22 protein-coding genes and 1 pseudogene are annotated in these 25,514 nt (G+C 70.8%); 9 read left to right on the top strand and 14 right to left on the bottom strand.

Annotated features, from left to right (window positions below):
• Positions 1–10: 10 nt before the first annotated feature.
• Complete coding sequence (locus tag LMU33_RS12915; RefSeq protein ID WP_228620184.1) at positions 11–886, top strand: geranyl diphosphate 2-C-methyltransferase; 876 nt, start codon at positions 11–13, stop codon at positions 884–886.
• Between the two features lie 15 nt (positions 887–901).
• Positions 902–2,353, top strand: coding sequence for an FAD-dependent oxidoreductase (locus LMU33_RS12910; protein ID WP_308280773.1), 1,452 nt, complete (start codon positions 902–904; stop codon positions 2,351–2,353).
• Between the two features lie 54 nt (positions 2,354–2,407).
• On the opposite strand, the gene LMU33_RS12905 is transcribed toward LMU33_RS12910, so the two are convergent.
• The 8 genes from LMU33_RS12905 to LMU33_RS12870 form a co-directional block, all read right to left on the bottom strand.
• Complete coding sequence (locus LMU33_RS12905; RefSeq protein ID WP_228620181.1) at positions 2,408–4,174, bottom strand: pyridoxal phosphate-dependent aminotransferase; 1,767 nt, start codon at positions 4,172–4,174, stop codon at positions 2,408–2,410.
• Between the two features lie 101 nt (positions 4,175–4,275).
• On the bottom strand, positions 4,276–5,463 hold the full coding sequence (locus LMU33_RS12900) for an aldose epimerase family protein (RefSeq protein ID WP_228620179.1): 1,188 nt from the start codon (positions 5,461–5,463) through the stop codon (positions 4,276–4,278).
• A gap of 54 nt (positions 5,464–5,517) precedes the next feature.
• A complete protein-coding gene (gene mmsB, locus LMU33_RS12895; RefSeq protein ID WP_228620177.1) occupies positions 5,518–6,762 on the bottom strand; it encodes a multiple monosaccharide ABC transporter permease in 1,245 nt (414 codons plus the stop codon).
• Positions 6,759–8,309 carry a multiple monosaccharide ABC transporter ATP-binding protein gene (gene mmsA / locus LMU33_RS12890; protein ID WP_228620175.1) on the bottom strand — a complete coding sequence of 517 codons (1,551 nt, stop codon included), beginning with the start codon at positions 8,307–8,309 and terminating at the stop codon, positions 6,759–6,761. Before mmsA ends, mmsB begins: the two co-directional genes overlap by 4 nt.
• 43 nt (positions 8,310–8,352) lie before the next feature.
• Positions 8,353–9,462, bottom strand: a complete 1,110-nt coding sequence (chvE, locus tag LMU33_RS12885) for a multiple monosaccharide ABC transporter substrate-binding protein (protein ID WP_228620173.1) — start codon at positions 9,460–9,462, stop codon at positions 8,353–8,355.
• Positions 9,463–9,506: 44 nt separating this feature from the next.
• Positions 9,507–10,478, bottom strand: a complete 972-nt coding sequence (locus LMU33_RS12880; protein WP_228620171.1) for a hypothetical protein — start codon at positions 10,476–10,478, stop codon at positions 9,507–9,509.
• A gap of 143 nt (positions 10,479–10,621) precedes the next feature.
• The gene (locus LMU33_RS12875) at positions 10,622–11,626 is read right to left on the bottom strand and encodes a zinc-dependent alcohol dehydrogenase (RefSeq protein ID WP_228620169.1); all 1,005 of its coding nucleotides are present in this window, start codon (positions 11,624–11,626) and stop codon (positions 10,622–10,624) included.
• Positions 11,623–12,780 carry a mandelate racemase/muconate lactonizing enzyme family protein gene (locus LMU33_RS12870; RefSeq protein WP_228620167.1) on the bottom strand — a complete coding sequence of 386 codons (1,158 nt, stop codon included), beginning with the start codon at positions 12,778–12,780 and terminating at the stop codon, positions 11,623–11,625. Before LMU33_RS12870 ends, LMU33_RS12875 begins: the two co-directional genes overlap by 4 nt.
• Positions 12,781–12,980: 200 nt before the next feature.
• Between LMU33_RS12870 and LMU33_RS12865 the strand changes: the two genes are divergently transcribed.
• On the top strand, positions 12,981–13,919 hold the full coding sequence (locus LMU33_RS12865; protein WP_228620165.1) for an SCO2400 family protein: 939 nt from the start codon (positions 12,981–12,983) through the stop codon (positions 13,917–13,919).
• Between the two features lie 496 nt (positions 13,920–14,415).
• Entirely contained in the window at positions 14,416–15,570 is a 1,155-nt protein-coding gene (locus LMU33_RS12860; RefSeq protein WP_228620163.1) for a serine hydrolase domain-containing protein, read from the top strand.
• Positions 15,571–15,704: 134 nt separating this feature from the next.
• On the opposite strand, the gene LMU33_RS12855 is transcribed toward LMU33_RS12860, so the two are convergent.
• Together LMU33_RS12855 and LMU33_RS12850 are read right to left on the bottom strand one after the other, a co-directional pair.
• Entirely contained in the window at positions 15,705–16,124 is a 420-nt protein-coding gene (locus tag LMU33_RS12855; RefSeq protein WP_228620162.1) for an organic hydroperoxide resistance protein, read from the bottom strand.
• Between the two features lie 107 nt (positions 16,125–16,231).
• Positions 16,232–17,266: an NADP-dependent oxidoreductase gene (locus LMU33_RS12850; protein ID WP_228620160.1), complete on the bottom strand. Its 1,035-nt coding sequence runs from the start codon at positions 17,264–17,266 to the stop codon at positions 16,232–16,234.
• A gap of 112 nt (positions 17,267–17,378) precedes the next feature.
• Here LMU33_RS12850 and LMU33_RS12845 point away from each other — a divergent pair, with 112 nt between their 5' ends.
• Positions 17,379–17,816, top strand: coding sequence for a MarR family winged helix-turn-helix transcriptional regulator (locus LMU33_RS12845; protein WP_228620158.1), 438 nt, complete (start codon positions 17,379–17,381; stop codon positions 17,814–17,816).
• A gap of 20 nt (positions 17,817–17,836) precedes the next feature.
• Complete coding sequence (locus LMU33_RS12840) at positions 17,837–18,649, top strand: EI24 domain-containing protein (RefSeq protein ID WP_228620156.1); 813 nt, start codon at positions 17,837–17,839, stop codon at positions 18,647–18,649.
• Between the two features lie 5 nt (positions 18,650–18,654).
• Here the strand turns inward: LMU33_RS12840 and LMU33_RS12835 are convergent, their stop codons facing one another.
• Positions 18,655–18,996, bottom strand: a complete 342-nt coding sequence (locus tag LMU33_RS12835) for a LysR substrate-binding domain-containing protein (RefSeq protein ID WP_308280775.1) — start codon at positions 18,994–18,996, stop codon at positions 18,655–18,657.
• Positions 18,997–19,026: 30 nt separating this feature from the next.
• On the opposite strand from LMU33_RS12835, the pseudogene LMU33_RS12830 reads away from it, so the two are divergent.
• Positions 19,027–19,122: pseudogene (locus LMU33_RS12830) on the top strand (RidA family protein); the annotation flags it as partial.
• Between the two features lie 12 nt (positions 19,123–19,134).
• Here the strand turns inward: LMU33_RS12830 and LMU33_RS12825 are convergent.
• Positions 19,135–19,716: a TetR/AcrR family transcriptional regulator gene (locus LMU33_RS12825; RefSeq protein ID WP_228620498.1), complete on the bottom strand. Its 582-nt coding sequence runs from the start codon at positions 19,714–19,716 to the stop codon at positions 19,135–19,137.
• Positions 19,717–19,827: 111 nt separating this feature from the next.
• On the opposite strand from LMU33_RS12825, the gene LMU33_RS12820 reads away from it, so the two are divergent.
• Entirely contained in the window at positions 19,828–22,269 is a 2,442-nt protein-coding gene (locus tag LMU33_RS12820; RefSeq protein ID WP_228620154.1) for a beta-glucosidase family protein, read from the top strand.
• 130 nt (positions 22,270–22,399) lie between these two features.
• Entirely contained in the window at positions 22,400–23,350 is a 951-nt protein-coding gene (locus tag LMU33_RS12815; protein ID WP_228620152.1) for a hypothetical protein, read from the top strand.
• On the opposite strand, the gene LMU33_RS12810 is transcribed toward LMU33_RS12815, so the two are convergent.
• Together LMU33_RS12810 and LMU33_RS12805 are read right to left on the bottom strand one after the other, a co-directional pair.
• Entirely contained in the window at positions 23,347–24,318 is a 972-nt protein-coding gene (locus LMU33_RS12810) for an aldose epimerase family protein (RefSeq protein ID WP_228620150.1), read from the bottom strand. The genes LMU33_RS12815 and LMU33_RS12810 overlap by 4 nt on opposite strands.
• A gap of 26 nt (positions 24,319–24,344) precedes the next feature.
• The gene (locus tag LMU33_RS12805) at positions 24,345–25,238 is read right to left on the bottom strand and encodes an SGNH/GDSL hydrolase family protein (RefSeq protein WP_228620148.1); all 894 of its coding nucleotides are present in this window, start codon (positions 25,236–25,238) and stop codon (positions 24,345–24,347) included.
• Positions 25,239–25,514: the final 276 nt, after the last annotated feature.

Genomic DNA, 25,514 nt, shown 5'->3' with positions numbered 1-25,514 from the left:
AAGGAACCGCATGTCCAAGATCTCCACCCAGATGGAAAGCATCGCCATGGGCGATGTCCTGCGCACCGAGTACCAGAAGTCGGTCGCGGAGTACTGGAACAAGGAGAAGGACCCCGTCAACATCAAGCTCGGCGAGGTCGACGGCCTCTACCACCACCACTACGGCCTCGGCGAGTGGGACCCCTCGGTCCTCGCCGGCCCGCCCGAGAACCGCGACCAGCGCATCATCGAGGAACTGCACCGCCTGGAGACCGCGCAGGCCGACGTCCTCCTGGACCACCTCGGCGACATCAACCCCGACGACCACCTCCTGGACGCCGGTTCCGGCAGGGGCGGCACCAGCTTCATGGCCAACGCCCGCTTCGGCTGCCACGTCGACGGTGTCAGCATCTCCGAGCAGCAGGTGGCCTTCGCCAACGACCAGGCGCGGCACCGCGGGGTCACGGACAAGGTCCGCTTCCACTTCCGCAACATGCTCGACACCCGTCTGGAGACCGGATCGCGCCGGGCGATCTGGACCAACGAGACGACGATGTACGTCGACCTGTTCGAACTCTTCGCCGAGTTCTCCCGCCTGCTGGAGTACGGCGGACGCTACGTCTGCATCACCGGCTGCTCCAACGACGTCACCGGCATGCGCTCCAAGGCCGTCAGCAGGATCGACGAGCACTACACCTGCAACATCCACCCGCGCAGCGAGTACTTCAGGGCACTCGCGGCGAGCAACCTGGTGCCGATCCAGGTGGTGGACCTGACCCCGGACACGATCCCGTACTGGGAACTGCGGGCCAAGTCCTCCGTCGCCACGGGCATCGAGGACCCGTTCCTCGCCGCCTACAAGGAGGGCAGCTTCCACTACCTCCTCATCGCGGCCGACCGCATCTGAAACCAGGGCACATGCATGGTGTCGTACGCGCGGGGCGTTGCGGCACCACGCCCGGCGCGGGAGCCGGATCACGGGCCTGTCAAGCGCTTGCGGGGTACCCCGACACCTGTGGGAGAGGACATGAGAGCACATTGCCTTTGGGGCAAGGCCGTTGTCGTCGGCGGCAGCTATGCGGGACTCGTGACCGCACGCGTACTGGCCGACTTCTTCCGCGAGGTCGTCCTCGTGGAACGGGACGCCGTCGACGAGGACACCGGCGCTCATCCGGGTGCACCGCACGGCTACCAGGGGCACGCGATGCTGGCCAGGGGCGGCGAGATCCTGGAGCGGCTGTTCCCGGGACTGCGCGAGGAACTCAGGGAAGCGGGAGCGCCGGTCTTCGACTACGGGGAGGGCATCGACTTCCTGCTGCCCGTCGGACGCGCGCCACGGCAGCGTACGGGCGTCCCGGTCCAGAGCTTCACCCGTGACGAGCTGGAACGCCGCCTGCGACGCAAGGTGCTCGCACTTCCCCACGTCACGCTGGTGCCGTCCACCAGGTGCACGGGTCTGACCCGGGACTTCGCGGGCCGCGTGAACGGCGTGAGATGCCAGTCGCAGAGCGAGAAGCCCTTCCAGCTGGCCGCCGATCTGGTCGTCGACGCCTCCGGACGGTCCAGTTCCCTGGTGGACTGGCTGAACGAGCTGGGGATCAGCGTGCCACCCAAGCGGACCGTGAAGGCGAAGGTCACCTACACGTCGATGAACTTCGACCGGCCGGCGGAGAGCGATCCCGACCATCCCGACTACTACGTCGCCTATCAGATGCTGTTCGCTCCCCGGGTGCGCCGGGCCGGGATCCTGCTCGCCGTGGAGCGCAGCCGGTGGACGTGCATGCTGTTCGGGTTCCACGACCAGCCGCCGACCGACGACGAGGGCTACCTGGCGTTCGCGAAGAGCCTGAACACACCGCACCTGGCCGAACACCTCGCCCGGCGCACCGACCAGGAGCCCACCCGTCGCTACACCAACGTCGACAACCAGTGGCGGCCCTTCCACACCGTCCGCGACTGGCCGGACCGCCTCCTCGCCGTCGGCGACTCGGTGTGCGTCTTCAACCCCGTCTACGGCCAGGGCATGACGGTCGCCGCGATGGAGGCGGAGCTGCTGCAGCGCATGCTGCAGCGATGCGGCACGACCGGGCGGCTGGACGGTCTCGCCCGCGGATTCCAGAGGAAGGTGGGCCGTCTGCTGCTGCTTCCGTGGACGGTGTCCACCAACTCCGACCTGATGTGGACCCCGGACGGCCAGTCCCTCGGCGCGCGCCTCGCCCACTGGTACAACATGCGTCTCTTCCACGTGGCGGTACAGGACGCGGCTGTGTGGACCAGGTTCGTGCGAGTGGTGAACATGATGGCCTCACCGGCCCAGCTGTTCCATCCCTCGGTGGCCCTGAAGGTCCTGACGCTCACTTCCCGGAATACGTGACGCATGCCGACCAGGCGGCGGGGAGCCGGCGGCGACGACGGCGGCTCCGACCGGCTACCCCGCCTGCCCCATCCCCGCCGCGTTCGGCCAGCTCTGGGCGTTGGGCCAGCCTGTTGCCGGGGCCGGGGTCAGGCCGGTGGGCGGGGCCGGGGTGGCGGGGGCCGTCATGCCGCGCACCTGGGCGGCCGTGAGGCCACCGCGGGCCGGGACACCCGGCGGGGTGGGGCCGGCCACCGCGGCGGGGGCCGGGATGGGGACGGGGGCGGGTGCCGGGGCCGGAGCCGCGGGGACGGGTGCGGGGAAGGCGGCGGGGGCGGGTGCCGGGGCCGCGGGGACGGGTGCGGGGAAGGCGGCGGGGGCAGGGGTCGGCATCGGAGCTGGAACCGGGGCCGGAACCGGAACCGGAGCCGGAACCGGAGCCGGAGCCGGAGCCGGAGCCGGAGCCGGGATCTCTGCCGGTGGCTGTGGCATCGGCGCCGCCTGGGCTGCCGCCGGCATCGGCATCCCGGCGCCGGGCGGGGGTACGGCGGCGGGGAGCGGCATGCCGGTGCCGGCGGCCGGGGCGGGAGCGGCGGCCATGGCCTGGGCCTGCGCGGCAAGCTCCGGCATGCCGCCCCCGTTGGTCTCGCTCATCAGCCGGTCCACCGCCGCCGTACCCGAGCTGTAGCTGGTCCCTGTGCCCAGCTCGGGTACGGCGGCTCCCCTCCTGGACCCGTAGAGCACCTGTTCCAGGCCGGACACCAGGCGACGCACGTCGACCTGGGGGCGCACCACGAGTCTCAGGAAGCGGCTGGAGGAGCCGATCTTGTTGCCGCACTCGCGGACCAGGATCCGGTGCTCGGTGAGCATCCGGTCCCGGACCACCGTGCCCTCGGCGCCGACGGGCAGCCGTACGAAGAGGAAGTTCCCCTGGGACGGGTACACCGTCAGGCCCGGGAGTGCGGAGAGGTGGCCGGTCATGTCCAGGCGGTCGCGGCGGACCTGCTGCAGGCTCTGGGCGTACTCGGTGCCGTGCTCCTTCAGCATGAACACCAGGTGTTCGGCGAAGGAGTTGAGGTTCCACTTCGGGAGCATCGCCCGCACCTTGCCCGCGAGCGCCGGGTTCGCGACCAGGTAGCCGAAGCGGACGCCGTGCAGGCCGAAGTTCTTGCCGAGGCTGCGCAGCACGATGACGTTGGGGCGGAGCATGGCCTCCTGGACGACGCTCGGTTCGGCCTCCGCGTCGGCGAACTCCAGGAAGGACTCGTCGACGATCACCAGGTCGAGGTCGGCCATCGCGTCCATGAACTGGACCACCTGCTGCTTGCGCAGATAGCCGCCGTCGGGGTTGTTCGGGTTGCAGATCACCGCGACCCGCGTGCCCCGGGTGCGGATGAAGTTCGCGTACTGGGCGAGGTCCAGCGCGAACCCGCTCGCCTCCTGCAGCGGGAACATGTCGACCCGTTTGCCGGTCTCCATCGGCTGGTCGGTCCAGCGGCCGAAGGTCGGCACGGGGATCGCCAGGGACTCACGGACCAGGAGGTGGTCGATCCAGGTGATCAGCTCCGTGGAGCCGTTGCCCATCGCCACGCACTGCGGCGGCAGTCGGAGGAGGCTGCACAGCTCGGCGGTGATGGTGTCGGCGCTGCTCGGGTAGTAGGTGATGATCTCGCGCAGCCGGGCCGCCAGCTCGTCGTACATGGCCGGGGTGGGGAAGTACGGGTTGCACGGGATGCAGAAGTCCACCGGGCCGGTTCCGTCGCCGCCCTCGCGCGTCAGCGCCGCCATGGAGGGGCTGTGCGCGGGGGTGCCGCGGAACAACGAGGTGACGTTGCCGGCCAAAGGGACCTCCGTTTCGGGTGGCCCGTGCGGGGGAGCACGGGCCACCCATCGGTACGGAGGTGACGGCAGTGGCGTTCAACTCACCTGCCGTGTGAGCCGGTTCACGCCTCGAACGTGTGGATCGTCGTCGTCCGGTAGGTCTGCCCGGGCCGCAGCACGGTCGACGGGAAGTTCGCGTGGTTCGGCGAGTCCGGGAAGTGCTGGGTCTCCAGGCACAGGGCGTCGCCCTGACGGTAGGTGTGACCGCCGGTGCCGGTGAGCGTGCCGTCGAGGAAGTTGCCGGAGTAGAACTGCAGGCCGGGCTGGTCGGTGGCGATCTTCAGGGTGCGGCCGGAGCGCGGGTCGCGCAGGGTCACCACGTGTTCCGGGCGCTGCGTGATGCCCTTGTCGAGGACCCAGTTGTGGTCGTAGCCCTTGGCCTGCACCTGCTGGACGTGACCGGCGCGGATGTCCCGGCCGATCGGCTTGGCGTGGCGGAAGTCGAACGGGGTGCCCGCGACCTTCGCCAGCTCGCCGGTCGGGATCAGGCCCGAGTCGGTGGGGGTGTAGCGGGAGGCGGCGATCCGGAGCTCGTGGTCCTCGATGGTGCCGCTGCCCTCGCCGGCCAGGTTCCAGTAGACGTGGCTGGTGAGGTTGACGATGGTCGCCTTGTCCGTGGTGGCCTCGTAGTCGATGCGCCACTCACCGTGCCGGGTGAGGGTGTAGGTCACCTTCGCCTTGAGCGTGCCCGGGTAGCCCATCTCGCCGTCGACGCTGGTGTAGTGCAGGTGCAGGCCGACCTCGGAGCCGTCGGCGAACGGCTCGACGTCCCACACGTGCTTGTCGAAGCCCTGCTTGCCGCCGTGCAGGCTGTTCACGCCGTCGTTGACGGAGAGCTGGTAGCTCTTGCCGTCGAGCGTGAACCGGCCCTTGCCGATGCGGTTGCCGTACCGCCCGATCAGGGCGCCGAAGTACGGGCTCTTGGCCACGTAGTCGGCTATGTCGTCGAAGCCCGCGACGACGTTGGCGTGGTGGCCGCGGCGGTCGGGGACCTCCAGGGTCTGGACGATGCCCCCGTAGTTCAGGACCTTCAGGCGGGTGCCGCCGTTCTCCAGCGACCAGCGGTAGACCTTGGTGCCGTCGGCGAGCGTGCCGAACAGTTCCTTCACCGGCTTACCGCCTCCCGACGAACCGTTCGCGGCCTGGGTGCCCGTCGCGGCAGCGGCTGATGTCGCTGTCGAGCCGAGGGTGGTGGCGGCGAGGCCCGCCGCAGCGGCTCCCGCGATGACCGTGCGTCTGTTCAGTTCCATGTGCGGCTCCCGTAAAAGAGGGGCCCCGTCACGAGCGGCGGGGCCCGGTCTGACTCACGAACCGGACTTGCGCTTGTTCCACACGTCGAAGCCGACCGCCGCCAACAGGGCCAGGCCCTTGATGACCTGCTGCCAGTCGGTGCCGACGCTGAGGAGGTTCATGCCGTTGTTCAGCACGCCGAGGACGAGACCGCCGATGATGGCGCCGAGCACGGTGCCGACACCGCCGCTCATGGAGGCGCCGCCGATGAACGAGGAGGCGATGGCCTCCAGTTCGAAGCCGTCGCCCGCCTTCGGCGAGGCCGCGTTCAGACGGGCGGCGACCACCAGACCCGCCAGGGCCGCGAGCACGCCCATGTTCAGGAACACCTGGAAGGTGATGCGTTTGTCCTTCACACCGGACAGCTTGGCCGCCGGCAGGTTGCCGCCGATGGCGTAGATGTGCCGGCCGAAGACCGAGTTGCGCATGACGTAGCCGTAGCCGCCCACCAGGACGCCGAGGATGATCAGGATGATCGGCGCGCCGTCGTAGCTGGCGAGCAGCATGGTGAGGGCGAGGACCGCGGCGACCAGCGCCACGAGCTTGAGCAGGAACAGCTTGAAGGGCACCACGTCGAGGGAGAACTCCTGCTGGCGGCGCCGGTCGCGCACCTCCTGCCAGACCACTGCGGCGATCAGGACGATGCCGAGGAGCAGGGTGAGGTTGTGGTAATTGGTGTTCGGGCCGACCTCGGGCAGGAAGCCGTTGCCGATCTTCTGCAGGCCGTTCGGGAACGGGCCGAGGGTCTGGCCCTTGAGCAGGATCTCCGTCAGTCCGCGGAAGAGCAGCATCCCGGCGAGGGTGACGATGAACGACGGTATGCCGAAATACGCGATCAGGAAGCCCTGTACGGAGCCCGCCACCGCACCCACCAGCAGGCACAGCACCAGGGCGACGGGCCACGCCACATGGTGCTGCACCGTGAGCACGGCCGCGAAGGCGCCCACGAACGCCGTGATCGAGCCGACCGACAGGTCGATGTGCCCGGCGATGATCACCAGCATCATGCCGATCGCGAGGATCAGGATGTAGCTGTTCTGCAGCACCAGGTTGGAGACGTTGCGCGGCAGCAGCAGGTCGCCGCCGGTCCAGAACTGGAAGAGGACGACGATCAGACCGAGCGCGATCAGCATGCCGTACTGGCGCATGTTGCGTCGCAGGCCGCCGAGCACCAGCCGCAGCAGGCCCTCGCCGGCGGCCGGTCCGCCCTTGCCCGGCGGTGCGGCCGCCGGCGTCTTGTCGGTGACGTCCGTGCTCATCGGGTTACCTCTTTGTCCTTCGTCATCTGGCGCATCAGCACTTCCTGCGTGGCCTCGGCCCGCGGCACCTCACCGGTCAGCCGTCCCGCGGCCATCGTGTAGATGCGGTCGCACATGCCGAGCAGCTCCGGCAGCTCGGAGGAGATGAAGACGACCGCCTTGCCCTGGGCGGCCAGTTGGTCGATGACCGTGTAGATCTCGTACTTGGCGCCCACGTCGATGCCGCGCGTGGGCTCGTCCAGGATCAGCACGTCGGGACCCGCGAAGATCCACTTGCTGAGGACGACCTTCTGCTGGTTGCCGCCGGACAGCTTGCCGACCGGCTCGAACACCGTCGGCGCCTTGATGTTCATGGACGTGCGGAAGCCCTCGGAGACCTGCCGCTCCGCCTGCTCGTCCACCACGCCGCGCTTCGCGACCTTCTTCAGCGCGGTCAGCGAGATGTTCCGGTTGATGGTGTCGATCAGGTTGAGGCCGTAGTGCTTGCGGTCCTCGGTGACGTACGCGATGCCGTGCCCCACCGCCTCCGCGACGGACTTCGTACGGATCTCCGTGCCGTCCTTGAGGACCGTGCCGCCCGCGTAGCGGCCGTAGGTGCGGCCGAAGACGCTCATCGCGAGTTCGGTGCGGCCGGCACCCATCAGGCCCGCGATGCCGACGATCTCGCCCCGGCGGACGCTGATCGAGACGTCTTCCACGACCTTGCGCTGCTGGTCGATGGGGTGGTGGACGGTCCAGTTGCGGATCTCCAGCGCGGGGGCCGCGCCCTCCTCCGGCGTGTGCGGGGTGCGTTCGGGGAAGCGGTGGTCGAGGTCGCGGCCCACCATGCCGCTGATGATCCGGTCCTCGGTCGTCCCCTCCGCCTTCACGTCGAGCGTCTCGATGGACCGCCCGTCGCGGATGATCGTCACCGAGTCGGCGACCCGGCGGATCTCGTTCAGCTTGTGGGAGATGATGATCGAGGTGATGCCCTGGTTCTTCAGCTCCAGGATCAGGTCGAGGAGTTTGCCGCTGTCCTCGTCGTTCAGGGCCGCCGTCGGCTCGTCGAGGATGAGCAGCTTCACCTCCTTCGACAGGGCCTTGGCGATCTCCACGAGCTGCTGCTTGCCCACGCCGATGTCGGCGACGCGGGTCTCCGGGTGCTCGTCGAGGCCGACCCGGCGCAGCAGTTCGGTGGCGTGGCGCAGGGTCTCGCGCCAGTTGATGAGTCCACGCGTGGCGTGTTCATTGCCGAGGAAGATGTTCTCCGCGATGGAGAGGTACGGCACCAGCGCCAGCTCCTGGTGGATGATGACGATGCCGTGCTGCTCGCTCGCCCGGATGTCCTTGAACCGGCAGAGCTCTCCCTCGAAGAGGATCTCGCCCTCGTAGGTGCCGTGCGGATGGACGCCGGAGAGCACCTTCATCAGGGTCGACTTGCCGGCGCCGTTCTCCCCGCAGATGGCGTGGACCTCGCCCTGACGGACGGTCAGCGTGACGTCCGACAGCGCTTTGACACCGGGAAAGGTCTTGACGATCGAGCGCATTTCCAGGACGGGTCCCGCCATGGTCGTGCCTTCCAATCAGTGTGGGTCGGGCAGGTGGGCGGACTTACTTGAGCTGGGACTCGGTGTAGTAGCCGCCCTTGACCAGGACGTCCTCGTAGTTGGTCTTGTCCACGCTCACCGGCTGCAGCAGGTAGGAGGGGACGACCTTGGCGCCGTTGGTGTAGGTCTTGGTGTCGTTGACCTGCGGCTTCTTGCCGTGCAGGACGTCGTCGACCATGGTCACCGCGACCGCGGTCTCCTTGCGGCTGTCCTTGAAGACGGTCTGGGACTGCTGGCCCGCGATGATCGACTTCACCGAGGCCAGCTCGGCGTCCTGCCCGGTGATGACGGGCAGCGGGTTGCTGCCCGAGCCGTAGCCGTCCGACTTCAGCGCGGAGATGATGCCGATGGAGATGCCGTCGTAGGGCGAGAGCACCGCGTCGACCTTGCCGCTCTTGTAGGAGGAGGTGAGGATGTCCTCCATGCGCTTCTGCGCGGTGGTGCCGTCCCAGCGCAGGGTGGTGACCTGGTTGAGCTTGGTCTGCCCGGACTTGACCACCAGCTCCTTCTTGTCGATGTAGGGCTGGAGCACCTTCATCGCGCCGTCGAAGAAGTACTGGGTGTTGTTGTCGTCGTTGGACCCGGCGAACAGCTCGATGTTGAACGGGCCCTTCTTGCCGCTGTCCAGGCCGAGCTTGTGCACGATGTAGGTGCCCTGGAGGGTGCCGACCTTCTCGTTGTCGAACGAGGCGTAGTAGTCGACGTTCTTGGTGCCGAGGATGAGCCGGTCGTAGGCGATGACCGGGATGTTGGCCTGGGCGGCCTCCTGGAGCACGTTGTTCAGGGACTTGTTGTCGATGGCCGCGATGATCAGGCCCTTGACGCCCTGCGTGATCATGTTCTCGATCTGCGAGACCTGGGTGCTCGGGTCGTCCTCGCCGTAGACCAGCTTGGTCTTGTATCCCTTGGCCTTGAGGTTCTTGACCATGTCGTTGCCGTCGTTGATCCACCGCTCGGAGGATTTCGTCGGCATCGCGATGCCGATGGTGGCGCCCTTGACGTCACCGGTCTTCTCCTTGCTGCCGCCCGAACTGCTCTGTCCGCAGGCGGTCAGGGTGAGGGCGAGCGAGGCTGCTCCGGATATCGCGGCGAGTGCGGCTCTGCGGTTGCGCATGGTGATCCGTCCTTGGTCTTCTCGGTCGTCTCGTCGTTGAGGGGTCACACGGTGATGGGGAAGCGGTTGAGCGTTCCGGGCAGCCGGGAGCCGAGCGGCGCCATGTCGCCGTCCGCGCCGTGCCGGGCGAGCAGGTCCAGGGCGAGTCGGCCGCGCCGCACCCGCTCCCGGGCGGTGTCCAGGGTCACGTCCCTGAGGTGGGTGCCCCACGGATAGATGCCGGGTGCCTTGGACAGGCCGAACTTCAGATACAGCGGGGCGCCGCGCCGGATCAGCTCGGCGACCTCGTACATCCGCACATAGCCGCCGAGGTCGTCGGGGGCCTCGATGTACATGTCCATCGGGGCCGCGGACACCCGGCGGATCTCGGTGAGGTGATCCAGCGTCAGGTCGCTGGGCACGTTGAGGGAGTCGGCGCCGAGCCGCTCGAAGACGGCGTACGAGGCCGGGTTGACGGGGCCGATGAGCGCCGAGACCTTCAGCGTCGTGCCGGCCGGGATGATCCCCGCCTCGCGGGCGCGGTGCAGGGTCCACAGCACGCCCTCGTCGGCGACCAGCAGACACTTCACGCCCAACTCCGTCGCCCGTACGGCGTCCTCGACGCACCCGGCGACCGCGTCGTGGCCCCGTGCGCGCAGTCCGGCCCCCCGCGAGTCGGAGCGCACCGAGCCGCCGATGTCCCAGGTGCCGCGCGGGCCGGTGAACAGGCAGAGTTCGATGTCGCGTGCGGCGGTGGCCTCGACCATCTCGGTGATCTCGGCGTCGGTGAGCATCCACACGCCGCTGCCCTGGCTGATCCGGTGGATCGGCACATCCAGGCGCGAGGCCTCCTTCAGGACGACCGCCAGCGCTTCCGGACCCTCGCACGAGGGGATCTCGGTGCGCCAGCGGCCGCCGCCCGGGAAGCTGTGCGCGGAGGCGTCGGCGGGGTCGAGGGCGGGCGCGCCCAGGCCGAGGGCGGTGAGCGCCTGCTCACCGGGTCGGCGGGCCGCCGGGGCGGAAGCGTCGGTCGTCACAAGCTGTCCTTCATGTTCGATATATCGGACGAGGTTCGCGGCTCGGAGCGGGATACGGCCCGGGTGGTGCTGCGAAAAAAAAGCGGCCGTGGTGGTACGCCGGTCAGGGCGCCGTCAGGTCACGCCCTGACCGGCGTACGTCTTCAGGGACGGAGCAGGACCTTGCCCACCTTCGGATCACCCGCCCCGACCAGCTCGATGGCCTGCGGGAACCCGGTCAGCGGCAGCTCGTGCGTGACCAGCGGCAGCGGGTGAAGCAGTCCGGCGCCGAAGACCCGCACGGTGTGCGCCCAGGCGTCCGGCGGCGCCCCGAAGACGGTGTGCACCTCCAGCTGCCGTACGACCAGATCGGTCGGGTCGAGCCCCTCCGCGCCCGGCGCCGGGATCCCGGTCAGGACCAGGCGTCCGCCGCGCCGGAGCAGCGCGGCGGCGGTGCGCGCGGCGGAGGCGGACCCGGCGGTCTCGATCACCACGTCGAAGTCGTCCGGGAGCTGCTGGTCCTTCAGCCGGAAGTCGCTCGCCCCGAACCGCCGGGAAAGCGCCTCCCGGTCGTTCCTGGTCCCCACGACGAGCAGCTCCGCCGGCGAGACCGCCTTCAGGAACTGCACGGCGAACATCCCGAGTGTGCCCGTGCCGACCACCGCGACCCGCTCGCCCGGCAGGGCGCGGGCCTTCAGCGTGGCGGCCGCGATGCAGGCGGCCGGCTCCAGCAGGGCGGCGGCGGTGAGGTCGGCGTCGTCCGGCAGGACGTGCAGCAGCCGGGCCGGGAGGGTCAGCGTGGCGGCCATGGCGCCCGGCTGGGTGAACCCGGTCTCCTCGTACCCGTCGGTGCACAGGGTGGTCTCGCCCGCGTGACAGCGGTCGCAGACCTGGCAGTTGCGGAAGCCCTCGCCGACCACCTTGCGGCCGACGAGTCCCGCCGGCACCCCGGCGCCCACCTCCGACACCGTCCCCGACCACTCGTGGCCGGGGGTGAGCGGGTAACGGACGTACCCCTCGGGCCGGTTGCCCTGGTACACCTCGCGGTCGCTGCCGCAGATGCCGACCGCGTGCACGGCCACCAGCGCCTCGCCGGGACCGGGCTCGCGCGGCGTGTGCGCCACGAGCCGGTGCCGGCCCGGCGCCTCGACGACGACGGCGGTGCTCACTTGGACCCCTTCGGCCTGCGCTGCTCCCAGCCCTCGGCCCACAGGTCGAACCGGGCCTGCTGCTGCGGGAACTCGGCGGCGGCGTCCACGTCCAGCTCGACGCCGAGGCCGGGCGCGTCGGACAGGTGGAAGTACCCGTCCACGACCTGCGGCGCCCCCTTGACCACCTTCTTGATCTCCGCGTCCGCGAAGTCGTTGAAGTGCTCGAGGATCTTGAAGTTCGGGGAGGTGAAGCCGACTTGGAGGGACGCGGCGGTGAGCACGGACCCGCCGACGTTGTGCGGGGCGACCAGCATGTAGTGCGTCTCGGCGGTGGCCGCGAGCTTGCGGGTCTCCCAGATGCCTCCGACGTGACCGACGTCGGGCTGGATGATGTCCACGGCCTGGCTGTCGAACAGCTCGCGGAACTCGATCCGGTCGTGGATGCGCTCACCGGTGGCGACCGGGATGTCCACCTTGGCCGCGACCTTCTCCAGTGCCTTCAGGTTCTCCGGCGGCACCGGCTCCTCCAGCCAGGCCGGCTTGAAGGGCGCCATCTCCCTGGCCAGCCGGACGGCGGTGGCGGGGGAGAAACGGCCGTGCATCTCCAGCATCAGCTCGGCGTCCGGGCCGATCGCGTCCCGTACGGCCTCGATGAGGGAGACGGCGTACAGGGTCTCCTGGTGGTCCAGTTCGAAGTGCCCGGTGCCGAACGGGTCGATCTTCAGCGCCCGGTAACCGCGCTCCACGACCTGCTGGGCGGCCTTGTGGTACGCCTCGGGCGTTCGCTCGGTCGTGTACCACCCGTTGGCGTACGCCTTGACCCTGTCCGTCACCTTCCCGCCGAGCAACTGCCACACCGGCACGCCCAGCGCCTTGCCCTTGATGTCCCAGCAGGCCATCTCGACGACCGCGATGCCGGACATGACGATCTCACCCGCACGGCCGTAGTCGCCGTACTTCATCCGGCGGACGAGGTCCTCGACCGCGAACGGGTCCGAGCCGAGAATGTGATTGGCCTGGGCCTCCCGCAGGTAGCCGATCAGCGCGTCGGTGTGACCGAGCATCCGGGTCTCGCCGACTCCCGTGATCCCCTCGTCGGTGTGCACCTGCACGTAGGTCAGGTTGCGCCACGGCGTGCCGACCACGTGTGTGCTGATTCCGGTGATGCGCACGGCAGTTGCCCCTCAGCTGTTCGAGATTTCGTCACACGTTCGAAATGCTGGCGTGACAGTAAGGACGGGGCGGCGGGGGTGTCAATGGGTCGAACAGGTAACGGTTTCGACAAGCCTTTCGAGAATTCTTTCGCTTTCCACGAAACCTTCACAGCGGCGCCTAGGAACGTGACCGACGGGGAATCTAGTCTTCCGGCGTCATGGACTACTGCTACCCGTGCCAACGGCACCTCAACGGCGCCCTGGCCTGTCCCGGGTGCGGAACTCCGGCACGCGCCGGAGCAGAAGCGCCGGCCGCGTACGCGCGCGCGGGCACGGGTGAGACGCAGGGGTACGGCGTTCCCCAGCAGTACGGGTCTGCGCAGTACGAGTCTGAGCAGTACGGCTCCCCGCAGTACCGCGTCCCCCAGCAGCCGGCCGGTCCGGAACAGGTGGCGTGGACGCAGGGGCGGGAGCCGCACGAGGACTGGGCTCCCGAGGCGGAGTCCGGCACCGAGGCCGCGGCCGGCAGCGACCCCGAGCCCGATTCCCCGGCCGACCCCGACTCCGAGCCGGAGGCCGGTGGCCGGGCCGCGCGGCGCCGGGCACGCGGCGGCACCGCGGTGGGCCTCGCCGACGCCGACGCCAGCCGCCGCGACCGCAAGGCCGCCGCGCACCGGCGCCGGCGCCGCCGTACCGTGCTGATCACCGCGGGGTTCGTGCTGGCCGCGGGCAGCCTCGGTCTCGCCGAACTCGGCACGGACGCGCCGTTCTCGCCCTTCTCCAGCGGACAGCCGGACACCGCCGCGGACACCGCGGCCGACGGCGGCACGTCCTCCGCGTCCCCGGGCGCCACGGCCGACCCGGCCGCCGACACCTCCGGCGCGACCCCCGGCGTGGCCGGCTCGGCCTCCCCGGACGCCTCCGCGTCCGCCTCCAAGTCCCCGAAGGGCAAGGACTCCAAGTCCCCCGACGCCAAGGACACCGACAAGGCGCAGCAGACCGCCGCGACGGGCTCCGGCGCCCACCCCAGTCCCCCGGCCCCCACCGCCACCTCCCGGCCCGCCTCCACCCCCACCAGCGCCCCGACGACCTCACCCCCCTCCCCGACACCCGCCCCGACCAAGACCTGCACCCGCTTCCTGTGGTGGTGCACCTGATCCCGCCGCACATCCCCCCCAACCCGCCGAGCCCCACTGCGCCTGCCCCCTGCGCATCCGCACGGCATCCGCTGTGCGGGGGCGGCGTCGCCCCGGCCATGGGCGGTCGGTGCCGTCGACTCCGGTCGGTGGGCCGCGGGGAGCGGTGGCGCTGTGTCCCTCCTCGCGCTCGCCCGCCGAGGCCTGCGGTCGGTTCTGCGCGGGTGCGCCTGAGCCTCGCGCATCCGCATGTGCCGGCTTGCGGCATCCGTCGTGCGGCTCGCGGCATCCGTTGTGCGGGGCGGCGTCGATCCGGCTGGCCACGGGGGGTCGGGCCTGCGCGTCCGTGCGCCACCCCCCGCGCCATCCACCATCCGGGGCAGCTGTGACACCCATGGGCGTTCGCGGCGGTTGAGTCGAACGGGTACATCGCGCCGTACCGGTCTCGGGAACGCCCGGAGCGGGAACGGGCGTCGTAGTGGGGGGCAGCGAGCAGCGGCTCAGTTGAGGAGAGCGGATGACGCAGCAGATCACCGTCCACGGCACGGTCGCCGAGGGCTTCGAGGCGGTGCGCGAGGAGTTCGCCGCCTTCGTGGCCGGGGAACGCGACGACTACGAGGGCCAGTTGTGCGCGTATGTGCACGGACGGCAGGTCGTCGACCTGTGGGCGGGCGCGGAGGCGGACTCGCTGTACGCCGTGTACTCGTCCGCCAAGGGCGCCGCACACCTGGTGGTCGCGCTCCTGGTGCAGGACGGCACGCTGGAGCTGGACCGCAAAGTCACCTACTACTGGCCGGAGTTCGGCGCCGAGGGCAAGGGGGCGGTGACCTTGAGAGACCTGCTGGCGCACCGCGCGGGCCTGATCGGGATCGACGCCGGGTTCTCCGCCGAGGAGATGGCCGACGACCGGGCGATGGCCGAACGGCTCGCCGACCAGAAGCCGTTCTGGCGACCCGGCACGGCGTTCGGCTACCACGCGCTGGTGCTCGGCGCGCTCACCGGCGAGGTGGTCCGCCGGGCCACCGGCCGCACCCTCCAGGAGGTGTACGAGGAGCGGGTGCGCGCGCCGTACGGCACGGACTTCTTCCTGGGCCTGCCCGAATCCCGGGAACCCCGCTTCCGCCCGGTGCAGCCGATGCTCCCGACCCCCGAGCAGCAGGCCCTGCTGGACGCCCGGCCGACCGGCCCGCACACCCTGACCTCGATCGCCTCCAACACGCACGTCCCGAGGCCGGGCACGATGGCGGACTACGCCAACTCCCGTCTCGTACGCGCCAAGGGACCGGCGTCGGCGGGCGGCGTCGCCTCCGCGCGGGGGCTCGCCAAGATGTACGCGGCGGCGATCAGCGAGCTGGACGACCGGCCGCCGCTGCTGAAGCCGGACACGGTCGCCGAGGTGGGCCAGATCCACTCCGTGGGCTACGACCTGGTGGCCCGCGCCCACAGGTCGTACGGCCTGGGCTTCCAGGCCACCGCCGACATGTGGCACCCGGTCCTGGGCGCCGGCACCTTCGGCCACAGCGGCGCAGGCGGCAGCCAGGCCTTCGCCGACCCGCGCAGTGGCCTGGCCTACGGCTACACGCGGCGCCGGATCGCGTTTCCGGGCGGGGCGGCACCGGAGAACGACAGGCTGGTGGCAGCGGTTCACCGAGCGGCGCTGAAGAGCATCTGACCCGCAGGGGGCGCGACCGGCCACGACGGACCCGCACCCGACGGCGCACGGCGCCCGGCACACGCCCCCCGGCCGAAAGAGAGACCGCACCCCACGTCCAAGGGTGCGGCCTCCGCAGTGCGCAACGACGGGTGTCAGACCAGCGTCACGGTGATGTTCCCCCGCGTCGCCTTCGAGTACGGGCACACCTGGTGAGCCTTCTCGACCAGCTCGCGGCCCGCCTCGGCGGAAACGCCGGGAATGTTCGCCGAGATCTCCACGATGATCCCGAACCCGTCCTCGTTCCTGCCGATCCCGACCTTCGCGGTGACGGTCGACCCGGACACGTCGACCCCCTCCTGCCGGGCGACGACCCCCAGGGCCCCCTGGAAGCAGGCGGAGTATCCCGCGGCGAACAGCTGCTCCGGGTTGGTGCCGGCGCCGCTGCCGCCCATCTCCTTGGGCGGGTTGACGACGACGTCGAGTCGGCCGTCGTCCGTGGCGACCCGGCCGTCCCGGCCGTTCTCGGCGGTGGCGGCGGCGGTGTACAGGACGTCGGACTGCGTGATGGGCATGCGGTTGTCCTCCTCCTCGGTCCGCCGCGACTCGCGCCCACGATCGACGGCGGATTTCGGAAAGAAGTTACCGCATGCCGGAAACTGCAGGAAGGTCTGCCCGGGCCTCAGAGCTTGACGATCATCTTGCCGATGTTGTCGCCGCGCAGCACCCCGAGGAACGCCTCCAGGTTGTTCTCGATGCCCTCGACGACCGTCTCGCGGTACTTCAGCTCGCCCGAGGCGACCCACGGCCCCACCTTCTGGACGAACTCCGGCTGCAGGTCGTAGTGGTCGCCGACCAGGAAGCCCTCGATGCGGCCCCGGGTCTGGATCAGCCGGGCGAGGTTGCGCGGGCCGGGCGCGGGCTCGGTGTTGTTGTAGACCGAGATCATGCCGCAGACGGCGATCCGGCCGCCCTGGCGGAGCGAGCCGATGGCGGCCTCCAGGTGGTCGCCGCCGACGTTGTCGAAGTACACGTCGATGCCGTCCGGCGCGGCCTCGCGCAGCTGCTCGCCGACGGGGCCGTTCTTGTAGTTGAACGCGGCGTCGAAGCCGTACTCCTCGACCAGCAGCTTGACCTTCTCGTCGGAGCCGGCCGAGCCGATGACCCGCGAGGCGCCCAGCAGCTTGGCCAGCTGGCCGACCTCGCTGCCCACGGCACCCGCGGCGCCGGAGACGAACACGATGTCGCCCTCCTTGAAGGAGGCGGTGCGCAGCAGACCGGCGTAGGCGGTGAGGCCGGTCATGCCGAGGACGCCGAGGTAGGCCGACAGCGGCACCTCGTGGGCCTGGTCGTCGACCTTGACGGACGGGATGACCGCCGGTCCGACCTTGACCGCGTTCTTGGCGTCCATGACCGCGTACTCGCGCCAGCCGAAGAAGTGAAGGACGTGGTCGCCCGCCTCGATGCCCTCGGCGTTGGAGGTGATCACCTCGCCGACCGCGCCGCCCTGCATGACCTTGCCCAGCTCGAACGGGGCGGCGTACGACTTCGCGGCACTCATGCGGCCGCGCATGTACGGGTCCACGGAGAGGTACTTGTTCCGTACCAGCACCTGGCCCTCACCGGGGGTGGGTACCGGGGTCTCGACGAGCGCGAAGTCCTCCGGCTTCGGCCAGCCGACGGGACGGCTGAGCAGGTGCCACTCGCGGTTGATCATGACAGCGCCTTTCCTCTTGCTCCAGGGCGGATTCTGCGGATTACTTCAGTACCTGAAACAACAATGCGCTTCAATATTTCAGGATGTCAAGTAACCCGGTATCCTGAGGGGCATGGCCACACCACCGAAGACCCACCGCCCGGACGCCCTCACGATGGAGGTCGTCGAACTCATCGGGGACGTCGTGGCCCGCTTCTACGCGGACTACGAGGAAGCGGCGGGCGAGCACGCGCTGACGGGGCCCCAGGCCCGGCTCCTCAGCCTGCTCTCGGTGGAACCGCTGCCCATGCGCAAGCTGGCGCAGAAACTGAAGTGCGAGCCGTCGAACGTCACGGGCATAGTGGACCGCCTGGAGACCCGCGGGCTGGTCGAGCGCCGCCCCGACCCGGACGACCGCCGGGTCAAGGTGGCCGCCGCCACCGAGGACGGCGTGCGCGTGGCCCGGGACCTGCGCGAGGGCCTGCACTTCGCCCGCGAGCCCCTGGCCGGGCTGTCGGAGGAGGAGCGGCGCTCCCTGCGCGACCTGCTCCGCCGGATGCTGGCCGGCTGAAAGTCGGTAAAGTTCCCGCCATGCGCGATCTCGGGGTGGGGTTCGGTCATCTGCTGAAGGGCCAGCGCTGGGTGGCCCGGCACGGCCGGCGGTACGGGTTCGGACTGCTGCCCGGGCTGATCACCCTGGTGCTCTACGCGGCGGCGCTGGTCGCGCTCGCGGTGTGGGGCGAGGACGGGGTCGCCTGGGCGACGCCGTTCGCGGACCACTGGTCCAGCCCCTGGCAGGGCCTGTTCCGTGGCTTCCTCACGGCCGTCCTCTTCGCCCTCGGGCTGCTGCTGGCCGTCCTGACGTTCACGGCCGTCACGCTGCTGATCGGCCAGCCCTTCTACGAGAACCTGTCGGAGAAGGTCGACGCGGACGTCTCGCCCGACGGCACCGCCCCGCGGTCGGACCTGCCGCTGTGGCGCGAGCTGTGGATCTCGGCCCGGGACAGCGTGCGCGTCCTGGTGCGGGCCGCGGTGTGGGGCGTGCTGCTCTTCGCCCTCGGCTTCCTGCCGTTCGTCGGGCAGACCGCCGTCCCCGTGCTCGGCTTCTTCGTCACCGGCTTCTTCCTCACCGAGGAGCTCACCGCCGTCGCCCTCCAGCGCCGCGGCGTCGAACTGCGCACCCGGCTCGCCCTGCTCCGCTCCCGCAAGACCCTGGTCTGGGGCTTCGGCACGCCCCTGGGCCTGGCCTTCCTGGTCCCGTTCGCCGCGGTGTTCCTGATGCCGGGCGCGGTCGCGGGCGCGACACTGCTCGCGCGGGAGCTGCTGGGGGAGGACAGCGAGGAAGACGAAAGCGACTCCGCGACCGACGCCGACGGTACGGCGCCCACCCGTCAGGCCGGTTGAGACCGTCACCCCGGGATCCGTGCCGCCGCCTCCCGCAGGGCCGAGACGAAGGCCCGGGCCGCCGGCGACAGGGAACGTCCCCGCGCCGTCGCCGCGTACACCGCGCGCGGTGGCGCGTCCTCGGCGTCGATCGGCAGCAGGATGATGTCCGGCCGTACGGACGTGGCCGCCAGGGCCGGGATCAGGGTCACCCCCAGGCCCGCGGCGACATAGCCCTGCTTGGCGGTCCACCCCCCGACCACGTGCGCGACGCGCGGCCGGAAGCCCTGCCGTACCGCCGCGTCCAGGAGGGTGCCCTCGGGCCGGGCACTGCCGGCGATCCAGTCGGCGTCGGCGAGCGGGGCCAGCCGTACCGGCCCCTCGGTCGCGGCGAGCGGACCCCGCCGACGAGCATGACCTTCGAAGTGCCGCGCCTGTTCCGCCCGGAGGCACAGGTGGAGGTGGAGGTCGTGGCGGCCGTACGACCCTCGTGAGAGGAACCGCTCTCAGGCGGCCGGCTCGCCCAGCAGCCGCAGGAAGTCACGGAACGCGCCGGGCATGTCCACCGACTCCGGATCCAGCAGCCACTGGTACTGCAACCCGTCCATCACCGCGACGAGCAGGGGAGCGGTGCGCTCGGGGGTGAGGCCGTTCGGCAGGCGGTCGCCGTACTCGGCGCGCAGCACCGTCGCCATGGACTCCCGCACCCGCGCGTACCGCTCGGTGAAGTACGAGCGCGCCGGATGCCCCTCCGTCACGCTCTCGCCGAGCAGCGCCGAGAACGTCTGGATGATCGCCGGCCGCATCGCGTTGTACTCCACCAGCGAGGCCAGCAGATCAACCCGCCACTGGGTGTCCGGCACCGCGTCCCACCGGTCCCGCTCCTGGAGCACGGCCACCAGCAGGGCGTCCTTGGTGGGAAAGTAGTGCAGCAGGCCCTGCTGGGTGAGGCCGACGCGCTCGGCCACGGCCGCCAGGCTCGCCCCCCGGTAACCGCGCTCGGCGATCACCTCCAGGGCCGCCCCGACGATCTCCGCGCGCCGTTCCCCGCTCCTGACCCTCGCGTTCATGACGCCACCGTACGGCATCCGCACCGCCCGAAAATAACGACAAGATAACGAAACCTACCACTCTACAGGTAGCGGATGCACGATGGGAGGCACCTGCACGGACACGGACGTCAACGAGGAGGCACCGCGATGACGGGACCCCAGCGCACCCCGGCCGACACGGCCCGCGAGGCGGTCGTCGAGGCCGCTCTCGGCAAGCTCGACCTGGACGCGAAGGCGCGGCTGCTGGCCGGCCAGGACATGTGGACCCTGCCCGCCCTGCCGCAGATCGGTCTCGCGTCCCTGGTCATGTCCGACGGCCCGATCGGCGTCCGGGGCGTGCGCTGGACCGCCGACGACCCCTCCGTGGCCCTGCCCTCGCCGACCGCGCTCGCCGCCACCTGGGACCCCGAACTCGCCCGCCGTGCAGGCGTGCTGCTCGCCCAGGAGGCCCGCCGCAAGGGCGTGCACGTGCTCCTCGCGCCGACCGTGAACCTGCACCGCTCCCCGCTCGGCGGCCGGCACTTCGAGTGCTACAGCGAGGACCCCTGCCTGACCGGTGTCATCGGCACCGGCTACGTCACCGGGGTCCAGTCCGGCGGAGTCGGCACCACCGTCAAGCACTTCGTCGCCAACGACGCCGAGACCGACCGCTTCACCGTCAACAACGTGGTCTCCGAACGAGCCCTGCGCGAGCTGTACCTGGCGCCCTTCGAGGTCATCGTCGAGAACGCCCGCCCCTGGGGCATCATGACCGCCTACAACACGGTCAACGGCACGACCATGACCGAGCACCACCACCTGGTCAACGAGGTCCTGCGCGGCGAATGGGGCTTCGACGGCTTCAACGTCTCCGACTGGGCGGCCGCCCGGGACACGGTCGGCGCCGTCAACGGCGGCCTGGACGTGGCCATGCCCGGGCCGCGCACCGTCTACGGCGACGCTCTGGCCCAGGCCGTGCGGGACGGGAAGGTCGCCGAGGACACCGTCGACGCGGCCGTACGGCGTGTCCTGCGCCTCGCCGCCCGTGTCGGGATCCTCGACGGTGCCGAACCCGTCGTTCCCGAGCCGCCCGCCCCGGTCGACGGCGAGGCGCTGGCCCGCGAGATCGCCCGCCGCTCCTTCGTCCTCCTCCGCAACGAGAACGCCGCCCTGCCCCTGAAGCCGAACGGCACGGTGGCCCTGATCGGTGCCGCCGCCCGCGACGCCCGCATCCTCGGCGGCGGCTCCGCCACCGTCTTCCCGGCCCGTATCGTCTCCCCGCTGGACGGTCTCACCGCCGCCCTCCCCGAGGGCACCCTCACCTACGCCGTCGGCGCCGACCCGGCCACCGAACTCGGCGTGGCCGGCCAGGGGTTCAGCCTCCAGGCCGTCTGCCGCGACGGCGACGGCGCGGTCATCGGCACCCGCTCGGCCCCGAACGGCCTGATCCAGTGGATGGGTTCGGACCTCCCCGAGGGCGTCACCCACGACACCCTGCACACCGTCGAGCTGACCGGCACCTTCATCCCGCGCGCGACCGGCCCGCACACCTTCGGCGTCAAGGGCATGGGCGCCTTCACGCTCACCATCGACGGGACGACGTACTACGACGACGTCCAGCGCCCCGACAAGGACGACCCCTTCGAGGCCTTCTTCGGCGCCCCCGTACCCCGCGCCCAGGCCGAACTCACCGCCGGCGAGCCGGTCGAGGTCTCCCTCACGTACGTCGTCCAGCTGCCCGACGACATCCCGATGAAGGTCGTCACCTTCGCGCTCGCCCACTCCGAGCCGCAGCGCGACCCCGACGAGCTGATCGCCGAGGCCGTCCGCGTGGCGCGGAACGCCGACACGGCCGTCGTCATGGTCGCCACCACCGACCGCGTCGAGTCCGAGGGCTTCGACCGTACCGACCTCAGGCTCCCCGGCCGCCAGGACGACCTGGTCCGCGCGGTCGCCGCCGCCAACCCGAACACCGTGGTCGTGGTCAACTCCGGCTCCCCGGTGGAACTGCCCTGGCGCGAGGAGGTCGCCGCCGTCCTGCTCAGCTGGTTCCCCGGCCAGGAGGGCGGCGCCGCCCTGGCCGACGTCCTCACCGGCGCCCGCGAACCCGGCGGCCGGCTCCCCACCACCTGGGGATCCCTCACCGACGCCCCGGTCACCCAGGTCGTCCCGACCGACGGCGAGCTGACCTACACGGAGGACGTGTTCATCGGCTACCGCGCCTGGGAGCAGGCCGGCCGCACTCCCGCCTACCCCTTCGGCCACGGCCTCGGCTACACCGAATGGGCCTACGAGTCCCTGGACGCCGACGGCACCAGCGCGCGCATCCGGCTGCGCAACACGGGCGAGCGGCCCGGCCGTGAGGTCGTCCAGGTCTACGTCTCCCCGGCCGAGCCCGACCCCGCGCGCCCGGCCCGCCGGCTCGCGGGCTTCGCCTCCGCCGAGGCCGGTCCCGGCGAGAGCGTCGAGGTGACCGTCGCGCTGCCGCGCCGTGCCTTCGAGAGCTGGGACGAGACGGCGAACGCGTGGGCGTATGTGAAGGGTTCGTACGAGATCGCCGCCGGACGCTCGATCGCGGACCGCAGGCTCACCGCGCCGATTAACGTCTGATCAGGGACAAGTCCCCCACGAGCAGCCCCGGCCCGGGACCTGACCCCTGGGCCGGGGCTCGTCGCCTCCGGCTGCGTATAGACTCCCGGCCCGCGAACACCGGAAGACACCGGCACGGGGGAGAGACATCGTGTATCCAGGCCAGCAGCCGGGGCCGTACGGCCAGCAGCAGCCGACGGGGCCGTACGGCCAGCAGCAGCCGACGAAGCCGTACGGGCAGCCGCCGCAGTACCAACAGCCGTATCCGCAGCAGCCCTACGCGCCGCAGCAGCCGTATCCGCCCCAGGGGTACCCGCAGCAGCCGTATCCGCCGCAACAGCCCTACCCGCCGCAGCAGCCCTATCCGCCCCAGCCGTCCCCCCAGCCGCCCGCCCAGCACGTCGGCGAGGGCCGGATGCGGCTGGACCCGAACCTCACCCCCGCCCAGCGTGACCTGGTGCTGAAGATCCAGGCGAAGTCCAAGCCCATGGCCTACGGCATGGTGCTCGGCATACCGCTCGCCTTCGGCGGAGTCCACTACGGCATCACCGAAAAGCCCCTCGGGTTCGTCGCGGCGCTCGCCGGACTGGGCCTGCTGGCCTTCGGTGTCTTCTCGCTGATGCAGATGCAGGCCCTCAAGCGGCAGCTGCGGCTCATCACGGCGGACGCCTGGCGTTCCCCGGCCGCGCATCTGCCCGGCGCCCGGAAGGCCGCCACACAGGCCGCCTACCTCAACGGCCTGCTGGTCCTGCTCTCCCTCGCCGCGACCGGCTACCTGCTCTACAAGGGCGCCGGCTGGGGCGCGTACGGCAACTCCCTCGGCTTCGGTGCGCTGATGCTCGGCGCGGCCCTGCCCTTCGGGATGGCGGTGGCCGCCGCGACCACCATCCCGCAGCTGCTCCAGGTGATCCCGGCCGGCGCGAAGGTCGGCCGCAGCCTGTACTCGGTCATCTTCGTGCTGGCGACGACGGTGACGGGGGAAGGGATCAAGGGGGGCTCGGTCGGGCCGGTCGTGGGCGGGGGGCTGACGTTGCTGATCTGCGGCGGTGCGATGTCCCTGCTCGGGAAGTCGGCGAAGCGGATGCGGGGCGAGACGCCCTAGCGGACCCCGAACCCGTACACCGTCTCCGAGCGGAACACCTCGCCGGGCCTGAGCACCGTGCTCGGAAACTCCTGCCGGTTGGGGGAGTCCGGGAAGTGCTGGGTCTCCAGGGCGATGGCGTCGCCCGGGGCGAACGGTTCCGTCAGATGGTCGGCGGTGTACAGCTGCAGGCCCGGCTCGGTCGTCGCCACGGTCAGGGTGCGCCCGGAGCCCGGGTCGTGCAGTTCGGCGACCTCCTCCGGGGCGCCGGTCACCCCCTTGTCCAGCACGAAGTTGTGGTCGTAGCCCGAGCCGACCTTTCGGGAGGCACGGAAGTCGAACCGGGAGCCGGTGACGTCCTGAAGGGCGCCCGTCGGGATCAGGTCGGCGTCGACCGGGGTGAAACGGGAGGCGGCGAGCCGCAGTTCGTGCCCGCCGGCATCGCCCGAGCCGGCCAGGTTGAAGTAGCTGTGGTTGGTGAGGTTGACCACGGTCGGCGCGTCCGTGACCGCCTCGTAGGCGATCCGCAGCGCGCCGGAGGCGTCCAGCGTGTACGTGGCCGACACCTCAAGTCGGCCCGGGAAGCCCTCCTCGCCGTGCGGGCTCACCCGGCTCAGCCGCACGCCGTCCCCGACGGCCTCCCCGGACCACACCCGCTTGTCGAAGCCGCGCGCGCCGCCGTGCAGGGAGTTCGGGGCGTCGTTCGGCTCCAGGGAGTACACCGCGCCGTCCAGCGGGAAGCGGGCGTGCGCGATCCGGTTTGCGTACCGGCCGATCAGGGCGCCGAAGTACGGCTCCGGATGGGCGAGGTAACCGTCGAGGTCCGCGAAGCCCAGCACCACGTTCGCCGTCCGGCCCTCCCGGTCCGGCACCCGGACCGACCGCACGATCCCGCCGTACGTCAGGACCTCCACCCGTGTTCCGGCGCGCTCCAGCGTCCAGCGGTGGACCTCGGTACCGTCGGAAAGTGTGCCGAAAAGTTCGCTCATGTGGAAAACACTAGGCGATACGTGTCCTAGGCAACCGGATTGGCCGCGGTGATGGTCCGGTACGCGATCGCCGCGAGCCGCGCCTGACCGTCCCTGCTGGGGTGGAACCAGTCCCAGTGGCTGAGCTGGCCGGTGCCGAAGCGGTAGTCGTACACCGCGTTGTTGTCGAAGCGGCAGCGGCTGTCCTTGGCGCAGACCTCCTTCAGCACCCTGTTGTACTCCACCACCCGCTGCTGCACCCGGTCCCGGCGGAGCGTGGCCGCGTTGGTCAGATCGTCGGCGTCGGACAGCATCGACGGGCAGATGCCGAGCTTCCACACCTCCTTGCCCAGCGGATTGCCCCGGCCCTCGGACCACAGCCGCTTCAGGTTCGGCACGCTCGCCACGTAGACCTGGGTCTTCGGGGACGCCGCGCGCAGGGTGTGCAGGGACTCCTCGAAGTCCGCGCGGAAGTCGGCCACCGAGGTCATCGCCCGAGCGGAGGACCGGCAGGCGTCGTTCGCGCCCACCATCACCGTCACCAGCTGCGGGTCGTGCGCCGCCGCCTGCGCCATCTGCTCGGGCAGGTCCGCCACGCGGGCCCCGGTCACCGCGTAGTTCCAGCTGCGCTCCGCCGCGCCCGCCACCCCGAGCAGCCGCACCGCCAGGCTGTCCACCCCCGTGTCACTGCCGGTCGCCCAGGACACCTCGGGGCAGTCCGACAGCACGGTGCACGCGTCGAAGCCGCGGGTGATGGAGTCGCCGACCGCGGCGATCGAGTCGGGGCTGCGGTTCCACACCGGCGCCGGTCTGGCGGCGCGCGCCCTGGTGCCCTGCGCCGCGGGCGAACCCCCGCCCCCGGCGTCGCACCCTGCGATGCCCAGCATGGCGGCCGCCACGAGGGCGAGAGCGGCTCGCGTACGACTGCCCGGCTTCCGCATCCCCTGTTGATCCCCTCGTCGTCGCACCCGGTGCCCCCGGGTGGTCGTCTGTGCTTCCTCCCATAACAACGTGTGAGGGTTCCCGAGCCGGTGCCCTGGAACGGAGCACCCCCGTACAAGCGTCCCCCTGGGTGAATGGCGGAGGTTTCCTGACGCCGGGACCGACGGTACGTCACACTCCTTGCACCGCCGCAGGGTAGCCTCGCCATCAACGCGGCCGTCGTGCCACTGCCGCCAGCCAGTCCGCAAGATGTCCCGCTCTGCCCGGAGGTCCCG

This window comes from Streptomyces barringtoniae (genome assembly GCF_020819595.1).
GTDB classification, from domain to species: domain Bacteria; phylum Actinomycetota; class Actinomycetes; order Streptomycetales; family Streptomycetaceae; genus Streptomyces; species Streptomyces barringtoniae.
Note: the sequence above shows the minus strand (reverse complement) of the source record. Positions and strands in the feature narration are given on the sequence as shown.